Source organism: Phytohabitans maris (assembly GCF_031085175.1).
GTDB classification, from domain to species: Bacteria; Actinomycetota; Actinomycetes; order Mycobacteriales; family Micromonosporaceae; genus Phytohabitans; species Phytohabitans maris.
Window position 1 is genome coordinate 175,107 of record NZ_JAVHUY010000009.1, and the last position, 21,660, is coordinate 196,766.

Sequence of the window (21,660 nt, forward strand, 5' to 3'; positions counted from 1 at the left end):
CGGCCAGGGATCAGGGTCGGTCAGAGCGCTCCGTCGGCGCGGAGCTCGGCGATCCGTCCGGCGTCGAGCCCGGCGAGCTCCGCCAGCACCCGGTCGGTGTCCTCGCCGTAGCTCGGCCCGGACCGGTCGTACCGGCCGCCGATGTAGGTGGGCGTCTCGGAGAACCAGGTCGGATGCTCCTTGACCGGCCAGCGGCCCAGCTCGCTCTGCTCTAGCTCGACCAGCCAGCCGAGTGCCTCCAGCTGCGGGTCCGACTCGTAGCGGTCCTGCGCGGTCTGGCACACGCCGGCGGGCACTCCGCGCGCCTGCAGCTGGTGCATGAGCGCGAAGCCGTCCCGGGATCGGGTCGCCTCGGCCACGAGCCGGTCGAGTGCGCCGGCGTGCTTGATCCGGTCCGCCAGACTTGCGAACCGGTGGTCGTCACGCAGCTCCTCGATGCCGAGCACGTCGGTCACGCCGTACCAGTCGGCATCGGTGAACGCCGCCAGCGCGAGCCACCGGTCGTCGCCCCGCGTGGGGTACGCCCCGTGCGGAGCGGCCCGCTTGTACGGCGAACCGTTGCCGTAGCGAGCCCAGTCCCGGCCGTTGGCGGTCTTGTCCAGGATCGCGGTCCCGGTGAGGTAGAGACCCGTCTCCCCCTGGGAGGCGTCGATGTGGCAGCCCAGCCCCGTGACGTCTCGACGGTAGAGCGCGGCGAGCATCGCCGTCGCCATGTTGTAGGCCCCGAACCAGTCCAGGTAGGAGTAGCCGATCCCGGCCGGCGGAAACGGCGCCGGGAGCCCCGACATGTCGCTCATCCCCGATATCGCCTGGGCGCTCGGACCGAACGTGCGCACCTGGCCGTAGCTCCCCCGTTCGCCCAGGCCGCTCTGTTGCACGTAGATGATGCGGGGGTTGAGCTCGCGGAGCCGGTCGTAGCCGAGTCCCATCCGGGTCATGGTGCCGGGCGAGAAGCCCTCCACGACCATGTCGGCATCCCGGATCAGGTCTTCGAGGATCCTGCGCGACGCGGGATGCTTCAGGTTGAGCGAGAGCGACCGCTTGCCAGAGTTGATCTCCATGAAGGAGCCGCTGCGGTTCGGGCTGCCGTCATCCCCGGTGTAGCTGGGCGTGGGGAGCGCTTCGACCGCGGCGTCCCGCTCGGCGCGGCCTCCGGGCGGGCAGGCGCCGAGCGGACTGAACCGCATGCGGTCCGGTCGGCTGATGTGCTCGACCTTCACCACGTCGGCACCCATCGCGGCGAAGAACCGACCCGCCCCCGCGCTCGCCAGCATCCAGCTCATGTCGACGACTCGCACGCCGGACAGCGCGAACGGCTTGCCGTGCGGGCTGACGACGGTCGCTTCGTTCCGGGGCGACGTGTACGCCGGCCGCCGCTCCGGCCGGCCGCGGCTCCACTCCGCCTCGACCTCGTCGGTGTGCTCACCCACCAGCGGCGGGCGTGGCCCCCGCGGCCACTCGAACTCCTCCGTGACCCACTTCCCACCCGTGTAGAGGAACGTGCGGTCGAGCTCGGGGTGCTCGACGTCGAAGAACGCACCCCGCCGCAACCAGTGCTCGTCCGTGGCGTTCTCCTCGGGGCGCCGCACCGGCGTCCAGGGGAGGTTGAGTGCCTGCGCGTCACGCCAGACGTCGCGCTCGAACAGGGTCTGTCCGACGAGGAGGTTGACCTGGTGCGCCAGGCGGTCCCGCGCCTCGTCGCTGTTCCGGTAGTCCGTGGCGTACTTGGGATCGCCCAGGTTGGCCGCGAAGCCGTACTTGCGGAGGAGCTCGACGGTGGCGTCCCACTCGTCGCCCTGAGAGCGGACGTAGGTCCGGTACGGCAGGACGTAGCGACCGTCCTTGGTCAGCGCGATCGACGGACTGCGCGCGGATGTGGTCGAGTGCCGGCACGTGACGCGGCGGTGCACCTGCTTGAGGTAGATCCAGTCCGGCAGGTCGGTCTCGGTGTTCTGGCTGACGGCCTGGTGCACGCTCGTCGAGAGCGCCTGCCCCCGTCCCGTGTGGAGCCGGTAGGTCAGGGCGGCCAGGATCGACATCGCCGCCATCTCGCCGGCGATGTAGTACGCCTGCCACATCTGGGGCGCGATGGGCGGGGTGTCGTACCCGCCAATCGGGTCCGGGTCGTATCCGCAGTTCATCATCACCCCGCCCAGGGCGAGGTGGACCAGGTCGCTGCCGGCGTAGTCGCGCCACGGACCGATGTCGCCGAACGGCGAGATCCTCGCGTGGATCAGGCCGGGCTGGGCCGCGCGCAGGACGCCGTACCCGAGACCGCGGTCGAGGAGGTAGTCCCGCGGCCGGCTGTCCAGGATCACGTCGGCCTGTGCGGCCAGGCGGCGGAACCGCTCCTGGTCGCTTCCCGAGTCCAGGTCGAGGACGATCGAGCGCTTGCCCAGGTTGTGGTGCCAGAAGTACAGGCTCCGGTCGGGGTGCGGCTCGTCGTCGAGGAACGGGCCGTACGTCCGGGTCTCCGCTCCGCCCGGCGGCTCGACCCGCACCACGTCCGCGCCGAGGCCGGCCAGCACCTTCCCGCAGTACTCACCCAGCTCGTCGCCGACTTCGAGCACCCGCAGCCGGCCCAGGAACGCGAAGTGGTCCGCCGGGTCGCCGGGCCGGGTGATCCCCTCGTGCGGTGCGTCGCTCATGACAGCCTCCTCGCTTTGAGATACCATATGCCATACAGCACACGTCGCCATACCGGCGCGTTACATCTCACGCTCGGGCCGACCCGGCACACGCGAGCGAGGCGAAAGGGCGGTCCCCGCATGATCGAGAGGCCGGACAGCCTCACCGACCTCGTGTTCGCGGCGATCCGCGACCGGATCGTCGACGCATCGCTGCCACCGGGCAGCTCGGTCAGCGAGACCACGCTCGCCAGGGAGCTGACCGTGAGCAAGACGCCGGTCCGCGAAGCCCTGCTGCGGATGCGCCGGATCGGACTCGTCGAGCCGACGTCGCGGGGACTCCGCGTGACACTGCCCTCGGCCCGGTCGGTGCGGCACGCGTTCGAGTACCGCGCGGTTCTGGAGTCGGGCGCCGCGACCTATGCGGCCCGCCACGCCACGGGCGAGCAGCTCGACGCCATCACACGCTGGGCTTCGGAGTCCCTGCGCTGCGCACGGGACGGCGCTCCGGCCGACTTCAGGCAGACCGACCAACAGTTTCACGTGGCGGTCGCGGACGCCTCGGGAAACGAGTTCATGCGCTCGGCGATCGAGGACGCCTTCGTCCTGACGGTGGCGCTGCGTCAGCGTGACGTCAGCCTGGTCCGCGACTTCGTCCCGGACGCGCTCGAACACGTCGAGATCGCCGACGCGCTGCGTGCCCGCGACTCCGCCGCCGCGAGCGCCCTCCTCGCGAGCCACGCGCTCCGCATCATGGACCAGTTGCTCGACGCGATGGCGAAGCCCGGCGCCGCGGTACCCGCGCGTTGAGCCCCGCCATGCGCCCCCTGCCGCGGCCCACCGCCCTGTCGCGCCCGTTCTGGGACGGCTGCCTCGACGGGAGACTTCTCGTGCAGCGCTGTTCGAGCTGTGCGCGCTGCTTCTTCATCCCCAGCGTCTTCTGCCCGCACTGCCTGGACACCGACTACGAGTGGGTCGAGTCCTCCGGTCGGGGGCACGTCGTCACCTACACCGTGGTCTGGCGGCCGCCGACCCCGGCCTTCGACCCGCCGTACGTCGTGGCGGTCGTCCAGCTGGAGGAGGGGTACGAGATGTTTACGAACATCGTCGGCGCCGAGCCGGACGCGGACCTGATCGGGGCCGCGGTCCAGGTCCGGTTCCATCGGGAGTCCGAGGAGATCGCCCTGCCGTTCTTCGAGCTCGCACCCGCGACCGGGCTACGCCCGTGAGATCCCGGCAGGCCGTCATCGTGGGCGCGTTCAACACGCGTCAGGCTCGGAGGCTGGACGGGGAGACGTCCGACACCGTGACCTCGGCCGCGATCCGGGGTGCGTTGGGCGACGCCGGCCTCGATGTCGCAGACGTCACCGGCGTCAACGTCCTGCCGGGACTGGACTATCAGAACGGCTCGCGCAAGTTCGGCTACGCGATGGGCATCCCCTACTTCTGGGCCGGTCGGGCCATGCCGGGCGCCGCGTCGGTCCTCGAGGCGGCCACCGCGATCGAGGCCGGCGTCACCGACGTCGTCGTGCTCGCCGCCGGCGAGGCGGGGATCCACCAGGACGCCGCGAGCACGGCGCCCTGGACCCGCCCCTCGAACGAGTTCATCGAGTGCTGGGGCCTGATGACTCCCGCCGAGTTCGCCCTGTCGGCGAAGGAGTACATGCACAGGTTCTCGGTCGACCCGGCGAAGGTCGCTCACGTCGCGGCGGTGATCCGGAACAACGGCGCGCGCAACCCGGAGGCCGTCTACTACGGGCGCGGCCCGTTCTCGGCGGAGGACATCCTGGCCTCGCGCATGGTCGCGGACCCCTATCACCTGCTCGACTGCGCCACGACCGCGGAAGGAGGCAGCGCCCTCGTCCTCACCACGGCGGAGCGGGCGCGGGACCTCCCGGGGGTCGCCGTCGCCGTGCTCGGCGGCGGCTCCGAGAGCTGGGGGCCGAGCTACACGCACCCGCCGACCTACGAACGGGTCGGGATGCTGGGCAGGGACGCGGCCGACCGCGCCTTCGCACGCGCCGGGATCGCTCGCGAGGACGTCGACGTCTTCGAGCTCTACGACAACTTCAGCTGGGAGATCATCAGGTACTTCGAGGCGTTCCGTTACTGCGGTGTCGGCGAAGGACCCGACTTCGTCGCCGGCGGCGCCATCGAGGTCACCGGGCGCTATCCGGTGGTGACGGACGGCGGCACGATGTCGCACTCGCACACCGGGGAGTCCCAGCGGATCCAGCGGGTCGTCCAGGCGGTGCGCCAGCTGCGCGGCTCGTCCGCGGCCAACCAGCTGCCGGACCCGCGGGTCGCCCTCGTGGCCGCACTCGGCGACGTCGTGCTTCTCGGGCGGCAGGACTCTCGCTGAGACGCTCCCACTGAGATGCTCCCACCGAGACATCCTCGCCGAGACATGATATCTGAGATATCATCGCGGAAAGCGAGCCGAGGAAAGGGAGAGACCTGGGGATGACCACCACCGACCTGCCGATGATCATCAGCGTCGACGACCACATCATCGAGCCCCCCACGCTGTTCGAGAGGTGGCTGCCGGCGAAGTACCAGGACCGGGCGCCCCGGGTGGAGCGGCGGCTGATCAGCAAGGAGTCGAAGCTGTTCAACGGCTTGGTCGAGGATCCGGACGGGGACCCCGGAGACGTCTGGCTGTTCGGCGACTCCGCGTACGTGCTCCGGCGGCCCATCCTCATCCTCGACGGCGTCGAGACCACTGCCGACATGCGTGGCAACGAGCCGGCGACGTACGACCAGATGCACCCCGCGTGCTACGACCCCCAAGCCAGGCTCGACGTGATGACCTCCCAGCACGTCGAGGCCTCGCTCGCCTTCCCGACCTTTCCTCGATTCTGCGGTCAGGCACTGAGCGAGCAGACCAGCAAGGACCGGGACTTCGGGCTCGCGTGCGTCGAGGCATACAACAACTTCATCGTCGAGGAGTGGTGCGGCAACTCGGGCGGCCGCCTCATCCCGCTCCCCGTCGTGCCCCTGTGGGACCCCGCGCTCGCCGCGGCCGAGGTACGCCGCAACGCGGCGCGTGGCGTCCGCGCCGTCACATTCAGCGAGATCGTCGGTCACCTCGGCTTCCCGTCGATCCACCACGGCAACTGGGATCCGTTCTTCGCGGCGTGCGAGGAGACCGGCACGGTCATCTGCATGCACATCGGCTCGTCGTCGAAGATGATGCCGATGCCGCCGGACGCACCCGACGTCATCACCACGACGCTCCAGTTCTCCAACTCCTACGCCTCGATGGCGGACTTCATCTTCTCCGGCGTGCTCGACCGCTTCCCGGCCCTCAAGCTCGCCTACTCGGAGGGTCAAGCCGGTTGGCTCCCCTACGCGATGGAGCGGATGGACCACGCCTACACCCACCACACCTGGGGGCACGGCGAGGTCAAGATGCAGGAGCTGCCCTCGACCTACGTCCGGCGCAACATGTACGGCTGCATCTTCGCCGACCGGCACGCCATCGAGCAGGCTCCCCACATCGGCGTCGACAACCTGATGTTCGAGGTCGACTTCCCGCACGCCGACGGCCCCTACCCGCACACCCTCGAACACCTCGCCGAGCAGTTCGCCGGAATCGACGCCGAGACAACGTACAAGATCGTCCGCGGCAACGCGATCCAGCTGTTCCAGCTCGACCTGGACCGCCAGCCCGCCTGACCGCGACACCGGGCCGCCTTTCGGGGTCGGGGAGAGGGCTCCCGGCCTTCCGCGGATTCACTGCGGAGGACGCGATTTCGGGCTACCATCTCTGTCCGTCGTGGTCCAGGCCGTTGCTCCCGCGGCCCCACCCGTCCGCTGTTGGTTGCGGTTACCCCGCTTTGCCTCCGGCGGGGGCGCTCCGGCTCCGGGAAGGGGGTGCCATCTGTGTGCCGTCGACCCGAGGGAGTTGAGCGGACCAGCGCCCCGGGGCGCCAGCGTTGGTCGTGATGGTTTGCGGTGCGTGTGGGGTGGCGCCCCGGGCGCTGGTCTACCTGGGGTGCGGGTCGACGGCACACGGAATGGCACGGGCGGCGGGTCTGTGCGCCTTCGGCGCATCTTTCGGCGCTGCGCGCCGCCGCCCCTCGGCGCGCTTCGCGGCGCGCTTTCGCGGCGAGTCGTTGCGTCCTTGCGCTGCGCCGCGGTCGCCGGCGTCACACGAAGCCGGACGCACAGACGGGGCAGCTCGACAGCCCCGCTACGCCCGCCGCCCCCGCAAGACCGCCACGCCGCCGCACGGCACAGGGCGCCCGGGCGCCCGGAAGGGGTGACCGTGACCAGCGACGGAGGGTGAGGCCGCGGGAGCGACGGCCTGGACCACAACGGGCATCGCGGTAGCTCGGAATTCTCTTTACCTACCTGGGATCTGGGGCCGCCGCACGGGCACCTCGACCCCGAAGGTCTAGCGGAGCACGCGCCGGTGGGTGGCGACGACGTCCCCCACGGCGTCCACGAACGAGGCCAGGTCGGCGTCGGTCACCGGCAGGGGGAGTGCCAGGTAGCCCCGACGGGCGATGTAGAAGCCGCGCAGCATGAGCTCTATGTGCAGCAGGGCGCGCTTGTCGGGCGCCGGGTCGATGTCGCGACCGCTGACTATCGGGGAGCGCTGGAAGTGCAGCCCCAGGATGGAGCCGACACCGGTCGCCTGGACAGCCACGCCGAACTCGGCGAAGAGGGCGTTCAGCCGGTCCCGGAGTCGGTCACCCCGCGCGTTCAGCTCACCGACCGCCTCGGGCGTGAAGACCTCGCGGAGTCCCACCAGGCCGGCCGCCATCGTGACCGTGTTGTTGTTGAACGTCCCGGGGTGCGACAGGCTGCCGGGGACACTCGGGTCGAACCGCTCCATCAGCCGCCGATCGCCACCGAACGCGCCGAAGCTGAACCCCGCGCCCAGATACTTTCCGAACGTCGTCAGGTCGGGCACGACGCCCAACCGTTCCTGAAGTCCACCCGGCGCCAGCCTCGACGTCATCACCTCGTCGACGATGAGCACGACGCCGTGTCGAGCCGTCGCCTCACGGATCGTGCGGACGAACTCGGCGGTCGCGGGCACCGCGCCGCCGCCGCCGAGCATCGGCTCGAGGATCACCGCGGCCAGGTCGTCACGGTGCCGCTGGATCGCGGCCAGCGTCCCGGGCACGTCGTTGTAGTCGCAGACGAGGTACGGGTACGGAGCGTTGAGGGGGGCCTCGCCGCGGAAGCTCAGCACGCCTCCGTGGTAACCGCTCTCGAAGACCAACACCTTGCTCCGACCGGTCACCGCGCGGGCGGTCCCGATCGCGAAGAGGTTCGCCTCGGTTCCCGAGTTCGTGAACCGCAGCAGCTCGACGGAGGAGAACCGCTCCGTGATGGTTCGGGCCAGCTCCACCTCGTAGTTGTTGGGGCCGCCGTAGGACAGCCCTTCGTCGAGGACCCGGCGCACGGCCGCCAGGACCCTGGGGTCGGAGTGGCCGTAGAGGCCGGCAGAGTACTCACCGAGCAGGTCGACGTAACGGTGCCCGTCGAGGTCGGTGAGGAACTGCCCCTCCCCCGCCACGAACGTGACCGGGAACGGCGCGTAGTAGAGCGAGGTCCGCGTGTTGCCCCCCGGCAACACGGCGCCCGCTTCCCTGAACCGACGCTCACTGCGGGGATTGCCCGCGACGTACCGCCGTTCGGCCAGGGCCAGCAGCTCGCGCAGCTCCGCCTCGACGTCGGTGGTGGTCATGCGCTTCTCCTAAGATCGACGGTCTAGGGCCTGTATCAAAGAGTTTGTCGGTGCGAGCCGGAGTCCAGGCGGCGTCAGGTGGTGGCGGGCGCAAGGTCGCATACCGGTGTTGTATGTGGCCTTACGCCCGGCGCCGCATGGCGGCGTCTGGGCCCGGCGCAGCCCGGCAAGGAATTTGATGCAGGCCCTAGGCCAGCCGGATGTCGAGCCATCCGTGCTCGTTGACGACCGCGGAGTCGCCGGTGCGAAGCAGGACCGTGGTGGTGGTCGACTCGAAGAGGGCGGGACCCGTGACCCGATCCCCCCGCGCCACGGTCTCCATGCGGTACACGGGAACGTCGATCCAGCCATCCAGATAGACCTGACGCATACCGGCACCCGGGCTGTGGCCACGGCCCGTCGGCAGCGGCTCGGCGCGCAGCTCCGGCAGCTTGCCGACGGTGGTCGTCCGCGCGTTCACGATGACCACCTCCTGCCCGGGCGCGCTGTACGCGTAGAGCTCCTGGTGTCGCTTGTGGAACCTCGCGACGACCTCGTCGACGAAGTCGCTCGCGTCGACGTCCACGTCGGTGATGGGCACGGTGATCTCGTAGATCTGCTCGCCGTACCGCATATCGAGCGCGCGCCGGACCTCGATCCGCCCGTCGAACCCGTCGAGCCGGGCCCGGCCCTCGCGCTCCATGTCGAGCAGCAGCCGCCGCATCCCCTCGGCCGACGTCGACGCGGCGTCCCCGATGTGGGAGCGCACCATCTCGTAGCGCAGGTCTGTGGCCAGCATCCCCCAGGCGGACAGGACGGACGCGACGTTGGGCACGACCACCCGCTTGATGTCCAGAAGCCGGGCCACCTCGGTGACGTGGACGCCTGCCGCACCGCCGAAGGCGACCAGCGTGAAGCCGCGCGGGTCGACGCCTCGACGCACGGACACGATCCGGATCCCCTCGGCCATCGTGGTGTTGACGACCTTGGAGATACCCGCGGCGGCCTCGACCGTCGAGACCCCCAGGACCTCGCCCACGGCTGCGACCGCCGTTTCCGCGGCGGCGGCGTCGAGGGGCAGATCGCCACCGGCGAAGCCGGCCGGGTCGAGCAACCCGAGGACCACGTTCGCGTCGGTGACCGTGGCCTCCGTGCCACCTCGCCCGTAGCACGCCGGGCCGGGTACCGCTCCCGCACTCTCCGGTCCCACGTGGAGGATGCCGCTGTCGACCCGGGCGATCGAACCGCCACCCGCGCCGAGCGTGTGGATGTCGAGGGTGGGCAGCGAGACCTTGGCGATGCCGACCTGCTTCTCGGCGGTCAATGGCGCCTCACCGTCCTGCAGCAACGCGATGTCGGTGCTGGTGCCACCCATGTCGAAGGTGATCAGATCGCCGGTGCCGACGAGCTTGGCGGCCTGTTTCGCGGCCGCGATGCCGCCGGCGGGCCCGGAGAGGACGGCCCCCGCGGCGAGCCGGCTCGACTCCGGGATCGTGGCCACGCCGCCGTGCGAGTGCATGATCATCACCTCGCCGGCGTAGCCCGCGTCGGCGAGGCGGCCGCTGAGCCGGGACAGGTAGTCCGCGAGCACCGGGCCGACGTACGCGTTGACGACCGTCGTCCAGACCCGCTCGTACTCCTTGATCTGCGGCAAGACCTCGCTCGACAGCGACACGTACGTGTCGGGAAGCCGGTCCGCCAGCGCCACGGCGGTCACCTGCTCGTGCTCGGGGTTGCGGTAGGAGTGGAGGTAGCAGACCGCGATGGCCTCGGCTCCCGATGCGGCGGCCGCCTCGACCGCGGCCGCGAGCGACTGCGCCGCGAGGGGGATCGCCGCCGTACCGTCCGCCCGCATCCGCTCCCGGACCCCGAAGCGTCGCGCCCGCGGCACCAGCGGCAGGGGCGGCGCCATCCGCACGTTGTACCGGTCCTCCTTCATCCCCTCGCGCATCTCGATCACGTCCCGGTGGCCCTCGGTCGTGAGCAGTGCGACCTTCGCGCCCTTGCCCTCCAACAGCGCGTTGGTGGCCACCGTGGTGCCGTGCACGATCCGCTCGGTCGCACCCAGCATCTGGTCACGCGTGGTGCCAAGCGCGGCGGCGAGCTTGGTCAGCCCTTCGAGTAGCCCGTCCGAAGGGTCCCGCGGGGTGGAGGAGGACTTTGCGATGACCACCCGGCCGTCGCCGTCGACCGCGGCCAGGTCGGTGAAGGTGCCGCCGATGTCGATGCCAATCCGGTACACGCTCAGGCTCCCGTCGTGAGGAGAGTGTCGTCGGCCGAGACGAAGCCGTTCTCGACGTCCCGCCGCCGGGCATCGGGAGAGCGCGCGGCCGGCGGCCCGTAGCCACCGCCGCCCGCGGACTCGACGAGGAACACCGAGTGAGGTGGGACCTCGATGTCGACCTCCTTGGTCCGGAGCTCCCGCACGTCCTCCCCCGCCAGGAGTCGGTACCGGTGCGGGACACCGTCGCGTCCGCCACACGTCCCGAACGACGGGTGCCTGACGCCGTCGCCCGCCGTGTTGGCCACCGCCGTCTGCTCGGTCTCCATCCGGAGCCGGAGCACCGAGCCGGCACCTCCACGGAACTGCCCGTCGCCGAACGAGTCGGGCCGGAACTCGTGGTGCTCGAAGAAGAGCGGGAACCGGACCTCTGCCACCTCGACCGAGCCGAACTTGGAGGAGCCCATCGCCTGGCCCTCGCCTGCCGTCTCCCACCCGTCTCCGGCCGGGGAGGCCCCGCCCCCCGGCCGCGCGTGGAAGAGGTGCCAGATGAACTGGCGGCCGGTCCGCGGGTCGACACCTTTGATGGCGATCCGGAACCGCCGACCCCAGCCGGCGATCACCCGATCGGGACAGGCACCCACCAGGGCCTTGATCACGGACTCGGCGATCTCCTGGGCACAGTGGTTCGTGGCCAGCGTGACCGGCCCCGGGGCGCGTGCCCACACCACCGTGCCCTCCTTGGCGGTCACCGTGAGCGGCCGGAACGTCCCCGAGTTCTTCGGGGTCCGCGGCTCGATGAGGAAGGACAGGGCCATGTAGACCGCGGACATCATGTTCGGGTAGGACGAGTTGACGAAGCCGGTGACCTGAGGGTGGGAGTCGCTCAGGTCGACGTGGAGCGAGTCGCCCGACACCGTGACCGTGGCCCGGATGTAGACGTCCTCGGCTCCGTGGCCGTCATCGTCCAGCACGGCCTCGCCGAAATAGACCCCGTCGGTCCAGGTGGAGATGCAGGCCCGGGTCTGGCGCTCGGCACTGTCCAGGATGGCGTCGACCGACTGGGCGACCGTGTCGGCGCCGTACTCCTCCAGCAGTTGGACGATCCGTCTTTCCCCGACCCAGGACGACCCGATCATCGCCCGGAGGTCGCCCAGGAAGTCGTCGGCGTGCCGCACGTTGGTCGCGATCATCCGCATCACGTCCTCGCGGACGGTGCCCGCGTCGTACAGCTTGAGCGGGGTGATCCGCAGCCCCTCCTGCCAGATTTCGGTCGCGCTCGGGTTGTACGCGCCGTGCGTCGAGCCGCCGATGTCGCTCTGGTGCGACCGGTTGATCGACCAGAAGCGGAGCTCGTCTTCGAAGAAGACCGGCACGAACGTCGTGAGGTCGGGCAGATGGTTGCCACCGTGGTAGGGATCGTTGAGCAGGTACACGTCCCCGGCCCTGATCGAGTCGCCGAAGAAGTCCGTGATGGCGCGGACCGCCCACGGCATCGAGCCGACGTGGATCGGCACGTGCTCGGCCTGCGCCACCAGCCCGGCCTCGCGGTCAGTGATCGCCGTAGAGAAGTCCCTGCTCGAGTTGAGGATCTGCGAGTAGGCGGTGCGCAGCATCGCCTCGCCCATCTCCTGCACGATCGCCTCGAACCGGTGCGTGATGACCGAGACGGTCACGGGATCGACCACGGGTGCCTGCTCTCTTCCTGCTCCCGGACGTCTTGCGGACCGCTTGAAGCCGTAAGGCGGGAGCACCGTTGATGAGATACCATACTCCATATACCGTACGTCCTTGCGAGCCATCTGCCGGCTTCCCGATTCATCAGGAGGCGAACGTGAGCGTGATCATCACCGTGGCTCCCACGGGACCCATCGCGACGAAGCAGGACAACCCAATGCTGCCCACGCAGCCCGACGAGATCGCCGACCAGGTCGCGGAGGCGTACGCAGGTGGGGCCTCGGTGGCCCACCTGCACCTGCGCGACCGCGACGACCGGCCGACCGCGGACCTCGACATCGCGGCCCGCACCGTCGAGCTCATCCGGGAGCGCTGCCCCATCCTGGTGCAGCTGTCGACCGGCGTCGGCCTGACCGTGCCGTTCGAGGAGCGCGAGCGGCTCGTCGAGCTGCGCCCGGAGATGGCGACGTTGAACCCGTGCAGCATGAGCTTCGGCGAGGGCGAGTTTCGCAACCCGCCCGCCGGCGTCCGCCGCCTCGCCGCCCGGATGCGGGAGCTCGGGGTCAAGCCGGAGCTCGAGATCTACGACACCGGTCACCTCGACGCGTGCCTGCGGCTCCGGGACGAAGGGCTGCTGGCCGAGCCGCTCCAGTTCAGCATCGTCCTCGGCGTCCGCGGCGGCATGGCGGCGACCGCCGAAAACCTCATGACCATGGTGCGCCGGCTCCCGGCGGGCGCGGCCTGGCAGGTCATCGCCGTCGGCCGGGCCAACCTGGAGCTGACGGCGATCGGCCTGGCACTCGGTGGAAACTGCCGGGCCGGGCTGGAGGACACGCTCTACCTCCGCAAGGGGGAGCTGGCACCGGGCAGCGCACCTCTGGTCGCGCGCGCGGCTGCCCTGGCGCGCGACCTCGACCTCGCCGTCGCCGACGTCCACGGCGCCCGTCGCCAGCTCCAGCTCCCCCACCGGGAAGGGTGACCGCGATGACCGACCAGGTCTCGATGACCATCGGCGGCAACGCCGTCGCGACGACAGCGTCGTTCGAGGTGGTCGACCCGGCCACCGGGGCACCCTTCGCCACGGCACCCGAGTGCACGGAGGCCCAGCTGGACGAGGCGATGCGGTCAGCCCGCGACGCCTACCGGAGCTGGAAGCAGGACGAGGCCGCCAGGCGCAAGCTGCTGCTCGCGAGTGCCGACGCGGTCCTGGCCGCCACCGACACGATCGCCCCCGTGCTCACCCACGAGCAGGGGAAGCCACTCGCCGATGCCCGGATGGAGGTCCGTTCGGTAGCGCTGTGGCTCCGGCACTTCGCCGGGCTCGATGTCGACCGGGAGATCCTCCAGGACGACGACAAGGTCCACATCCGCGTCGAGCGCCGCCCCCTCGGCGTCGTGGCCGCGATCACCCCGTGGAACTACCCGCTGAGCCTCGCCGCCTGGAAGATCGCCCCCGCGCTGCGCGCCGGCAACACGATGGTGCTCAAGCCCTCGCCCTACACACCGCTCGCGACCCTCCTGCTCGGCCGGATCCTGGCCGAGGTACTGCCGGCCGGCGTCCTGAACGTGATCAGCGGCTCCGACCCGCTCGGTGCGCTCATGACCGGGCACCCCGTCCCGCGCAAGATCTCCTTCACCGGCTCGGTGGCCACCGGCAAGCACGTCGCCGCCGCGGCGGCCCCGGACCTCAAGCGCATCACGTTGGAGCTCGGCGGCAACGACCCGGCGATCCTGCTCGACGACATCGACGTCGAAGCGGTCGCCGAACGGCTCTTCTGGTCGGCCTTCCGCAACAACGGACAGGTCTGCTCGGCGGTCAAGCGGGTCTACGCCCCCGAGCGCCGGTACGACGAGGTCGTCGAGGCGCTCGCCGCCGTCGCCCGCTCGGTGCGGGTCGGCGCCGGAACCGATCCGCGCAGCCAGCTCGGCCCCCTCAACAACAAACCCCAGCTCGATCGCGTGGCCGGACTGGTCGACGACGCGGTGAGGCGCGGGGGGCAGGCCGTCGTCGGTGGCGACCTCGTCGACGGCCCCGGCTTCTTCTACCGGCCGACGATCCTTCGAGGGGTCTCGGACGGGATGGCCGTCGTCGACGAGGAGCAGTTCGGGCCGGTGCTCCCGGTCCTCTCCTACCGATCGGTCGACGAGGTCGTGGAGCGGGCCAACGACACCCATTTCGGGCTCTCGGGCTCGGTGTGGGGCACCGACGCCGACCGCGCCGCGGCCGTGGCCGACGAGCTGGACTGCGGCACGGCGTGGGTCAACACCCACCTCGCACTCCGCCCCGACCAACCCTTCGGCGGCGCGAAGTGGAGCGGCATCGGCGTGGAGAACGGGCACTGGGGCCTGCACTCCTTCACCGAGGTGAAGGTGCTGCACCGGAGCCGCGCGTGATCGCACCAACGGCCGCGCCGGCGGTACGTGCCGTCGCCGGCGAGCCGCTCTCGGCCGACCAGCAGACCCGACTGCACCGCGCCATCTGGGCCGAGCGCGGTCGCCGGTTGGACGTCTCGATCACCGTCTCGCCGTGCCCGTACGACGACGCGCGCCTGGTCGAGCTGCGGCGCGCGGGCCGGGCCGTCGGCTTCCTGCCCCACGAGCTCAGCTCGCACCTCACGAGGGACCGGTTCCGGACCGTCTTCCCGGAGATGGACTCCTACGCCGAGTCGCCGGCGAACGGCTTCGTCAACACGGCGGACATCTGGGGGTGGTTCGACTACGAGACGGCTCGCGACGCGCCCTGGCCCGACCTCGACGAGCCGGCCACCCTGGCGACCGTGGCGGCCGCCGGGCGCACCATGCTCACCCTCGACCAGTACATCGTGGCCAGCCAGGACCAGCACCTGCTGACCGGCCACCACCTCGACGACCGCCGCAGCTGGTCGCGGCTGGCCACGTCGTACGACGGCCGCACCATCGCGGCACGGTTCGACGGTGACCAGCCGGAAGAGGGCCGCGAGGACGAGCCGCCCACCCCGGGCTCGCTGCTGGTCGCCTACGACCTCGCTCCCAGCGACAGCGGCCGGATGCTCGGGGTCCGCACGCGGTCCGCGACCCCACCGCTGGAGTCCCTCTGGGACGACCTGTGGACCCGGACCACCGGCGCCTACGTCCGCGCCGGGTACCCGGCCCGCCTCGGCACCAGCCCTGCCGACTACCTCGCCGGGCTCCCCCGGATCCCGCGGCAGCCTTCCACCTACGCCGGCCGGTTCGCCGTACCCCTGGTCGTCGATCCGCGCATCCCGTGGCAGGAGCAGGCGCGTCTGCTCGGGGTGCGGCTCTCGAGCCAGTCCCAGCGCTTCTCCTTCGCGGCCGTCGAACCGGCCGCCTGCCCCGACGTGCCCTACGTCGGCTGGTTCAACGCGTGGCATGCCCGCTTTCCCGGGCCCATCAGCTCGATCGACGCCCGTGCCGAGCTCGCCGACGACGAGTGCGGCGCCACGCCGATCGAGCTCCTGGCGATGAACGTGGCCCTGCCGGACCTGGTGCGGACGTCCCGCTTCTTCGAGGCGGTCGGCTTCGTGATGACCACACCCACCCCTGTCCGCTGCCTGTGCCTGTACCGCTGGCGGGGAGCACCGGAGCTCGGCGCCAACCAACACCCGATTCCCTACTCGATGTTTCGGCCCCTCGTCCGCGGGCGGGCCATCACCACCACCATCCCAGCGACGATCGAGGAACGCCGATGACCACGCACTTCATGCAGCGGGTACTCCAGGACCACATCGACGCGGGTCACGGGTCGCAGACGGTGTGGTGGGACGAGACGCGGATCCCGCTCGACAGCATCGGGAAGCGGGTCACCGACCTGTTGGACCTGCGGGGCCGGCGCGCGGTCGTCACCGGTGGGGCCGGGATCAACCTCGGGCAGGCCTGCGTAAACAGGCTGGCCGGACTGGGCGCGGACGTCGCGGTCGTCGACCTGAGCGCGGAGCAGGTACGTGAGCGCGGCTTCTCGCGGCACCCGTCCGCGCCGGACGCGGCCGGCGTCGCCGCCGCCGCGGCCGAGAAGTGGGGAACGAAGGTCGTCCCGATCCACGGCGACGTCATGGACTGGGACGGCGTCCAGACCGTCATGGCCGAGGCCGCGGCGGCGCTGGGCGGCATCGACATCCTGGTCAACAACGCGGCCGACGTCGTCGTCGGCGACTTCGTCGACTTCGGGCGCGAGGAGATCGACCGTTCCGTCCGCGGCACGCTGACCGGACCGATGTACTGCACGCGCGCGGTGCTCGACTACATGCTGCCCCAGGGGCAGGGGCGGATCATCAACATCGGCTCCGAGGCCGGGAGTTCCGCGATGCCCTGGCTGACCGTGTACGGCGCCCTGAAGGCCGGGCTCGGGCAGTTCACCCGGTTCCTCGGCAAGGAGCTCGGCCCGCGGGGGATCCAGGTCCTCGGCGTCAACGCCGGCTCGATGTGGGGCCCGGGGCGGCCACTGACCGAGGACCGTCCCGAGACGCTCTACCCGCGCGGGCGGACCGCCATCCAGCGCTACGAGCTGCCCGAGGAGGTGGCGAACATGGTCGCGTTCCTCGCCAGTGACGCCGCCAGCGCGATGAACGGCGCCATGGTCGACATGGGCGGCGGGATGGCGGTCTGAGTGCGCATCCCTGTGACGGCCGCGACGGTGACCGGCGAGTCCGAGTCCGCACTGGCCGACGAGTTCGCCCGGCGCGGCTGGACCGACGGGCTGCCGGTCACGGTGCCGACGGCCGAGCGGGTCAACGCCTGCCTCGCCGCGGCGGGCCGGGAGCCGGACGAGGTCCTGCTCAGCGTCGAGGAGAACCGACGTGACGTCACCGTCCGGCTGGCCGCGGTCAACGCCGTCCTGGCCGGCTGTGCCGCGGAGCAGTTCCCCGTCGTGGTGGCCGCGATCCAGGGCTGGGCCGACCCACGGTGGGGTGCGGGAGACCGGACCTTCTTCTACATGTCCAACGCGAGCACGGGCGGCGGGGCGCAGCTCACCGTCGTGAACGGACCGGTGCGTCACGCGCTCGGCATGAACAGCGGGACCAACCTCTATGGCCCGGCCGCCCACGCGAATGTGGCGATCGGGCGGGCTCTCCGGTTGGTCCTGCGCAACGTCCTCGGTTTCCGCCCGGACACCCTGGACCAGGCGACCCAGGGCCACCCGGGCAAGCTCGGCTTCTGCCTCGCGGAGAACGAGGAGCAGTCGCCCTGGGAGCCGCTGCACGTCGAGCACGGCTTCAGCGCGGACGACAGCACCGTGATGGTGATGAGCGGGCGGGGCCCCGAGCCGATCGAAAACCGCACCGGCGCCAGCGCCGAGGGCATCCTGCACACGATCGCGGACACCCTCTCCCGGCTCGGCGCCATGGTCCCCGGTGGCCCGGTGGTCGTGGTGATGGGGCCGGAGCACGCCGACATCGTCGGCTCCAAGCACGGATGGTCGAAGCAGGAGGCCAAGCGGTTCCTCTACGAGAACTTCCGACGACCGGTCGCGGACCTGGCCAGGGCCGAGCTCAAGTTCCGGCCCGACCCGGTGCGGGACAGGACCGAGGGTGGCATCACCTACCGCTACGGGGCACGGGACCCGGGCGACATCGCGTTGATCGTGGCCGGGGGCCGCAACGCCGGCATCTCCTCGGTGATCACCAGCTGGTGCTACGCCACGCCGCCGGGCGAGTTCATCCTCGCGCCGGTCCGGATGCCCTGAGCACATACCGAGAACAAGGAGGTCGCGATGGCGATCGAGGCGTTGGTTCCCGTCCCGGACGATGCGGTCGCGGAGGTGCGGACGGCGGCACGGCCGACGCGCACCGAGAGGCTGGTGGTCGGCCTCCTCGCGAACACCAAGCGGAACGCGCCGGAGCTCCTGACGGCCGTCGCGGCGCTTTTGGAATCCGAGCTGCCGGGGGTCGAGTTCGTCGGCCCGGTCGTGACCGAGGGAGTGATGCTCCCGTCCGCGGCTCAGCTGGCTGACCTGGTCGACCGCTGTGACGCCGTCCTCACCGGGCTCGGTGACTGCGGATCCTGCTCGGCGACGACGATGCACGTCGCCACAGACTTCGAGGCGCGCGGCGTGCCGGCCGCGGCGATCTGCACGGAGCCGTTCCTCGCCTCGGCGTCCGCCATGGCCGCGCGCCGGGGCCTGCCGGGCTACGCCTTCGCCCGCGTCGCGCACCCGGTGTCGAGTCTTGAGCAGCACGAGATCGAGGAGCGCGCCCAGGAGGCGCTGCCGCAGGTACTGACCATCCTGGGCATCGACGCACTCCGGGCGGCAGCACGCCGCGAGGAGTTCGTGGCCGGGATCGGCGAGGTGGCCGGATGAGCGACCCCGACGAGTACGACGTCGCTGTCGTCGGCGGTGGGCTCGCCGCCCTGTCCACCGGCCTGTTCGCCGCGGGCTTCGGCCTGCGCACCGCCGTGGTGACCGAGATCGTGATGGGTGGCGAACTGATCAACCTCGAGGAGGTCGTGCGGTTCCCCGGGATCGCCGATCCGATCTCCGGCAGCGAGCTGGCCAGCCGGGTCGAGGCGCAGGCGCTGGAGGCCGGCGCCGAGTTCGTGTTCGACGACGTCACCGAGATCGCCAAGGAGGGCACCGGATTCGTCGTTCGCGGCCTTGCGACAGAGATCCGGTCTCGCACAGTCGTCGCGGCGATGGGGGCCGGCCGCCGGCGTCTGGGCCTGCCCGGTGAACGTGACCTGGAGGGTCGCGGCGTCTCCTACTGCGGCACCTGCGACGGCCCGCTCTTCAAGGAGAAGCCCGTCGCTGTGCGGGGAGACCACGAGTTCGCCGGTCGTGAGTCGCTGGTCGTCGCCCGCTACGCCTCGACGGTCACCTTGATCACTCGCCATGGGCAGCCCGACCTCTCCGATGCGACCAGGTCAGCCATCGACGGGAGCGACCGGATCCGCGTGCTGTCCCATGCGGAGGTGGAGGCGCTGACGGAGTCCGACGGGGTGCTGGGTGCGGTGCGGGTCCGCGACCTCGATTCCGGCGGGGTCACCGATCTCGACGTCGCGGGACTCTTCGTCAACGCCGGCATGGAGCCGAGGTCGTCGCTGCTGCGGGGCCTGGTGGATCTCGACCCGGATGGCTCCGTGCGGGTCGACGTCGGCATGCGGACCTCCGTCGACGGGCTGCTCGCGGTGCGTGAGCTCAGGTCCGACTTCGCCGGCTACGCGGTCGCCGCCGCCGGGGACGGTGCTGCCGCCGCGGGGTCGGCACGACGCCTCGTCAGGAGCTAGAGACCTTTCGGGATCGGGGTTTGCGCGTCCGTCCGCAGTGGACGGCCGCACGGGCTCGCCGTTTCCCGGCCGAAACAGATCCAAGAGCCAAGACCCGAAGATGCGAGCTACCGCGACGTCCGTCGTGGTCCCGACCGTCGCTCCCGCGGCCTCACCCTGCGCGTTCGGGCAAGCTCACCCCATAACCCCCGACGCCGGCCCGGCTACGCCGGCCCAGGTCGGGGTGTGCCGCACGCGACCCTTTGTCCTCTTCCAGACGCCCTGCTGGTGCGATCAGGGACCTCGTGTAGCGACGCGCCACCCGACAACCCGCCGCAGAAACCATGACCAGACCGCACCGATCCCTTGATCGACGACAACCAAGGCCATAAGCCAGCAGATCGTGGTACAGGGCTGCCCCTGCAAGGGCAGTTCCGTACCACGATCACTAACCGACAACCGCGACCATGCACCCGCAGCGCAGCGCGAGCCAGCGATGGGCATAAACCCGACTCCGGAAGCTCTCTAAGGTCGCGGCCAGAGGCCGTGACCGGCTCTTCAAGGGGTGAGCTTGACCGCCGCGGAGGGTGAGGCCGCGGGAGCGACGGTCCGGACCACGACGGACAGAGCGGTAGCCCAAACGTTCCTGGTCTTGATCTTTTAAAGACACGGCGGCCCGACGCCCACCCTGATCCCGGAAGATCTCTGGTGCGGCGCGGTCAGCGCCCCTCCCATCGGGGAGGCCGTTTCTCCTTGAACGCCGCGATCCCCTCCGCGACGTCCCAGGAAACGAGCAGTCGCGCCTGGAGTTCCGCCTGGAGCCGGAGCAGCTCGTCGGTCGCCCCGTCGACCGCCGCGTTGACCAGGCGTTTGCTCGCCTGGACGGACAGCGGTGCGTTCTCCGCGATCCGCGCGGCCAGGGCCACCGCGGCCTCCTGCGCCCGTCCGGGCTCGACCAGCTCGCTGACCAGGTGAAGGTCGAACGCCTGCTCGCCCGTCAGCCGCTCGCCCGTCAGCGCCATCCGCATCGCTACGGAGTGCGGGAGCCGGGTGGGCAGGCGCAGGAGCCCTCCGGCGGAGGCGATAAGGCCCCGCGTGACCTCGGGCAGCCCGAGCTGTGTGGTTCGTGAGGCCACGATGAGGTCGCACGCGAGGGCCATCTCAAGACCGCCGCCGAGGGCGTAGCCTTCTATCGCCGCAACCAGCGGCTTGCGCGGCGGTCTCTCGGTGAGGCCGCCGAAGCCCCGCCCCGGCACCACGGGCGACTGACCGGCCGCCACGGCGCGGAGGTCGGCGCCGGTCGAAAACGCCTTCGCCCCGCCGTGCAGGACCCCGACGCGCGCGCGGTCATCCTCGTCCAGCCGGGTGAAAGCATGCGCGAGCAGCTCGGCGGTGGGCTGGTCGATGGCGTTGAGCACCTCGGGACGGTCGATCGAGATGACCAGGACGCCGTCCCGGGCCTCAAGCACGACCGTGGGGACCGTCATGCCTTTGGCCCACCGGCGACGTAGAGCACCTGACCCGAGACGAACGAGGCTTCCTCGCTGACGAAGAACGACACCGCCGCGGCGATGTCCGCCGGCTGGCCCACCCGACCGACGGGGATCTCCGCGGCGCGCATGACGGTGTACTCGTCGTACGGCATCCCGATCCGGACCGCGGTTTCCCTGGTCATCTCGGTGACGATGAACCCGGGGGCCACGACATTGGCCGTGACGCCGAACTTGCCGAGCTCCATCGCCAGCGTCTTGGTGAACCCCTGGAGCCCGGACTTCGCCGCGGCGTAGTTGGCCTGCCCCTTCTTGCCGAGTGCGGACGTGCTGGAGAGGTTTACGATCCGTCCCCACCGGGCTCCGACCATGTACTTCTGCGCCGCCCTCGACATCAGGTAGGCGCCGCGCAGATGTACGTCGATGACGGCGTCCCACTCGTCGGGCTGGAGCTTGAACAGCAGGTTGTCGCGGACGATTCCGGCGTTGTTGACCAGCACCGTCGGCTCTCCGAGCTCCGCGACCACGCGATCGACCGCCGCCGCGACGTCATCCTCCACCGAGACGTCCGCGCCGACGGCGAGCGCCCTGCCACCGGCGGCCTCGATCTCCTCGACGGTGGTGGCGCACGCCTCCGCGGAGAGGTCGAGGACGGCGACGGCGCAGCCATCGGCCGCCAGCCGGTTCGCTACCCCGCGGCCGATCCCCCGGGCACCTCCGGTCACGATCGCGACCGGGCTCCTGCCTTGACCGAACACAGTGGAC

At 70.8% G+C, this 21,660-nt stretch carries 17 protein-coding genes; 11 read left to right on the forward strand and 6 right to left on the reverse strand.

Annotated elements, in window-relative coordinates; all coding sequences use genetic code 11:
* Positions 1-20: 20 nt before the first annotated feature.
* On the reverse strand, positions 21-2,648 hold the full coding sequence (locus RB614_RS11990; protein ID WP_308712516.1) for a CaiB/BaiF CoA transferase family protein: 2,628 nt from the start codon (positions 2,646-2,648) through the stop codon (positions 21-23).
* 120 nt (positions 2,649-2,768) lie between these two features.
* Here RB614_RS11990 and RB614_RS11995 point away from each other — a divergent pair, with 120 nt between their 5' ends.
* The 4 genes from RB614_RS11995 to RB614_RS12010 all read left to right on the forward strand — a co-directional run bounded on the left by RB614_RS11995 (position 2,769) and on the right by RB614_RS12010 (position 6,305).
* Complete coding sequence (locus tag RB614_RS11995) at positions 2,769-3,437, forward strand: GntR family transcriptional regulator (RefSeq protein WP_308712517.1); 669 nt, start codon at positions 2,769-2,771, stop codon at positions 3,435-3,437.
* An 8-nt stretch (positions 3,438-3,445) separates the two neighbouring features.
* A complete protein-coding gene (locus tag RB614_RS12000) occupies positions 3,446-3,856 on the forward strand; it encodes a Zn-ribbon domain-containing OB-fold protein (RefSeq protein WP_308712518.1) in 411 nt (136 codons plus the stop codon).
* Entirely contained in the window at positions 3,853-4,989 is a 1,137-nt protein-coding gene (locus RB614_RS12005; protein WP_308712519.1) for a thiolase family protein, read from the forward strand. The genes RB614_RS12000 and RB614_RS12005 overlap by 4 nt, the downstream gene beginning before the upstream one ends.
* 101 nt (positions 4,990-5,090) lie before the next feature.
* Entirely contained in the window at positions 5,091-6,305 is a 1,215-nt protein-coding gene (locus RB614_RS12010) for an amidohydrolase family protein (RefSeq protein WP_308712520.1), read from the forward strand.
* Positions 6,306-7,026: 721 nt separating this feature from the next.
* Here the strand turns inward: RB614_RS12010 and RB614_RS12015 are convergent.
* The 3 genes from RB614_RS12015 to RB614_RS12025 form a co-directional block, all read right to left on the reverse strand.
* A complete protein-coding gene (locus RB614_RS12015; protein WP_308712521.1) occupies positions 7,027-8,331 on the reverse strand; it encodes an aspartate aminotransferase family protein in 1,305 nt (434 codons plus the stop codon).
* A gap of 187 nt (positions 8,332-8,518) precedes the next feature.
* Positions 8,519-10,552 (reverse strand): hydantoinase/oxoprolinase family protein, encoded by a 2,034-nt coding sequence (locus RB614_RS12020; RefSeq protein WP_308712522.1) that lies wholly within the window; start codon positions 10,550-10,552, stop codon positions 8,519-8,521.
* A 2-nt stretch (positions 10,553-10,554) separates the two neighbouring features.
* The gene (locus tag RB614_RS12025) at positions 10,555-12,219 is read right to left on the reverse strand and encodes a hydantoinase B/oxoprolinase family protein (RefSeq protein WP_308712523.1); all 1,665 of its coding nucleotides are present in this window, start codon (positions 12,217-12,219) and stop codon (positions 10,555-10,557) included.
* Positions 12,220-12,365: 146 nt separating this feature from the next.
* On the opposite strand from RB614_RS12025, the gene RB614_RS12030 reads away from it, so the two are divergent.
* From RB614_RS12030 to RB614_RS12060, 7 genes are read left to right on the forward strand one after another with little or no spacing between them, the layout of a single operon-like run.
* Positions 12,366-13,187, forward strand: coding sequence for a beta-keto acid cleavage family enzyme (locus RB614_RS12030; RefSeq protein WP_308712524.1), 822 nt, complete (start codon positions 12,366-12,368; stop codon positions 13,185-13,187).
* A gap of 5 nt (positions 13,188-13,192) precedes the next feature.
* The gene (locus RB614_RS12035; protein ID WP_308712525.1) at positions 13,193-14,602 is read left to right on the forward strand and encodes an aldehyde dehydrogenase family protein; all 1,410 of its coding nucleotides are present in this window, start codon (positions 13,193-13,195) and stop codon (positions 14,600-14,602) included.
* Entirely contained in the window at positions 14,599-15,897 is a 1,299-nt protein-coding gene (locus tag RB614_RS12040; protein WP_308712526.1) for a hypothetical protein, read from the forward strand. Before RB614_RS12035 ends, RB614_RS12040 begins: the two co-directional genes overlap by 4 nt.
* Positions 15,894-16,811 (forward strand): SDR family NAD(P)-dependent oxidoreductase, encoded by a 918-nt coding sequence (locus tag RB614_RS12045; protein ID WP_308712527.1) that lies wholly within the window; start codon positions 15,894-15,896, stop codon positions 16,809-16,811. The genes RB614_RS12040 and RB614_RS12045 overlap by 4 nt, the downstream gene beginning before the upstream one ends.
* The gene (locus RB614_RS12050) at positions 16,812-17,888 is read left to right on the forward strand and encodes a hypothetical protein (RefSeq protein ID WP_308712528.1); all 1,077 of its coding nucleotides are present in this window, start codon (positions 16,812-16,814) and stop codon (positions 17,886-17,888) included. It begins immediately after the preceding gene.
* 27 nt (positions 17,889-17,915) lie between these two features.
* Complete coding sequence (locus RB614_RS12055; RefSeq protein ID WP_308712529.1) at positions 17,916-18,503, forward strand: UGSC family (seleno)protein; 588 nt, start codon at positions 17,916-17,918, stop codon at positions 18,501-18,503.
* Positions 18,500-19,426: an NAD(P)/FAD-dependent oxidoreductase gene (locus RB614_RS12060; protein WP_308712530.1), complete on the forward strand. Its 927-nt coding sequence runs from the start codon at positions 18,500-18,502 to the stop codon at positions 19,424-19,426. Before RB614_RS12055 ends, RB614_RS12060 begins: the two co-directional genes overlap by 4 nt.
* Before the next feature lie 698 nt (positions 19,427-20,124).
* Here RB614_RS12060 and RB614_RS12065 read toward each other — a convergent pair.
* Together RB614_RS12065 and fabG are read right to left on the reverse strand one after the other, a co-directional pair.
* On the reverse strand, positions 20,125-20,892 hold the full coding sequence (locus RB614_RS12065) for a crotonase/enoyl-CoA hydratase family protein (protein WP_308712531.1): 768 nt from the start codon (positions 20,890-20,892) through the stop codon (positions 20,125-20,127).
* Positions 20,889-21,653, reverse strand: a complete 765-nt coding sequence (gene fabG / locus RB614_RS12070) for a 3-oxoacyl-ACP reductase FabG (RefSeq protein ID WP_308712532.1) — start codon at positions 21,651-21,653, stop codon at positions 20,889-20,891. Before fabG ends, RB614_RS12065 begins: the two co-directional genes overlap by 4 nt.
* Positions 21,654-21,660: the final 7 nt, after the last annotated feature.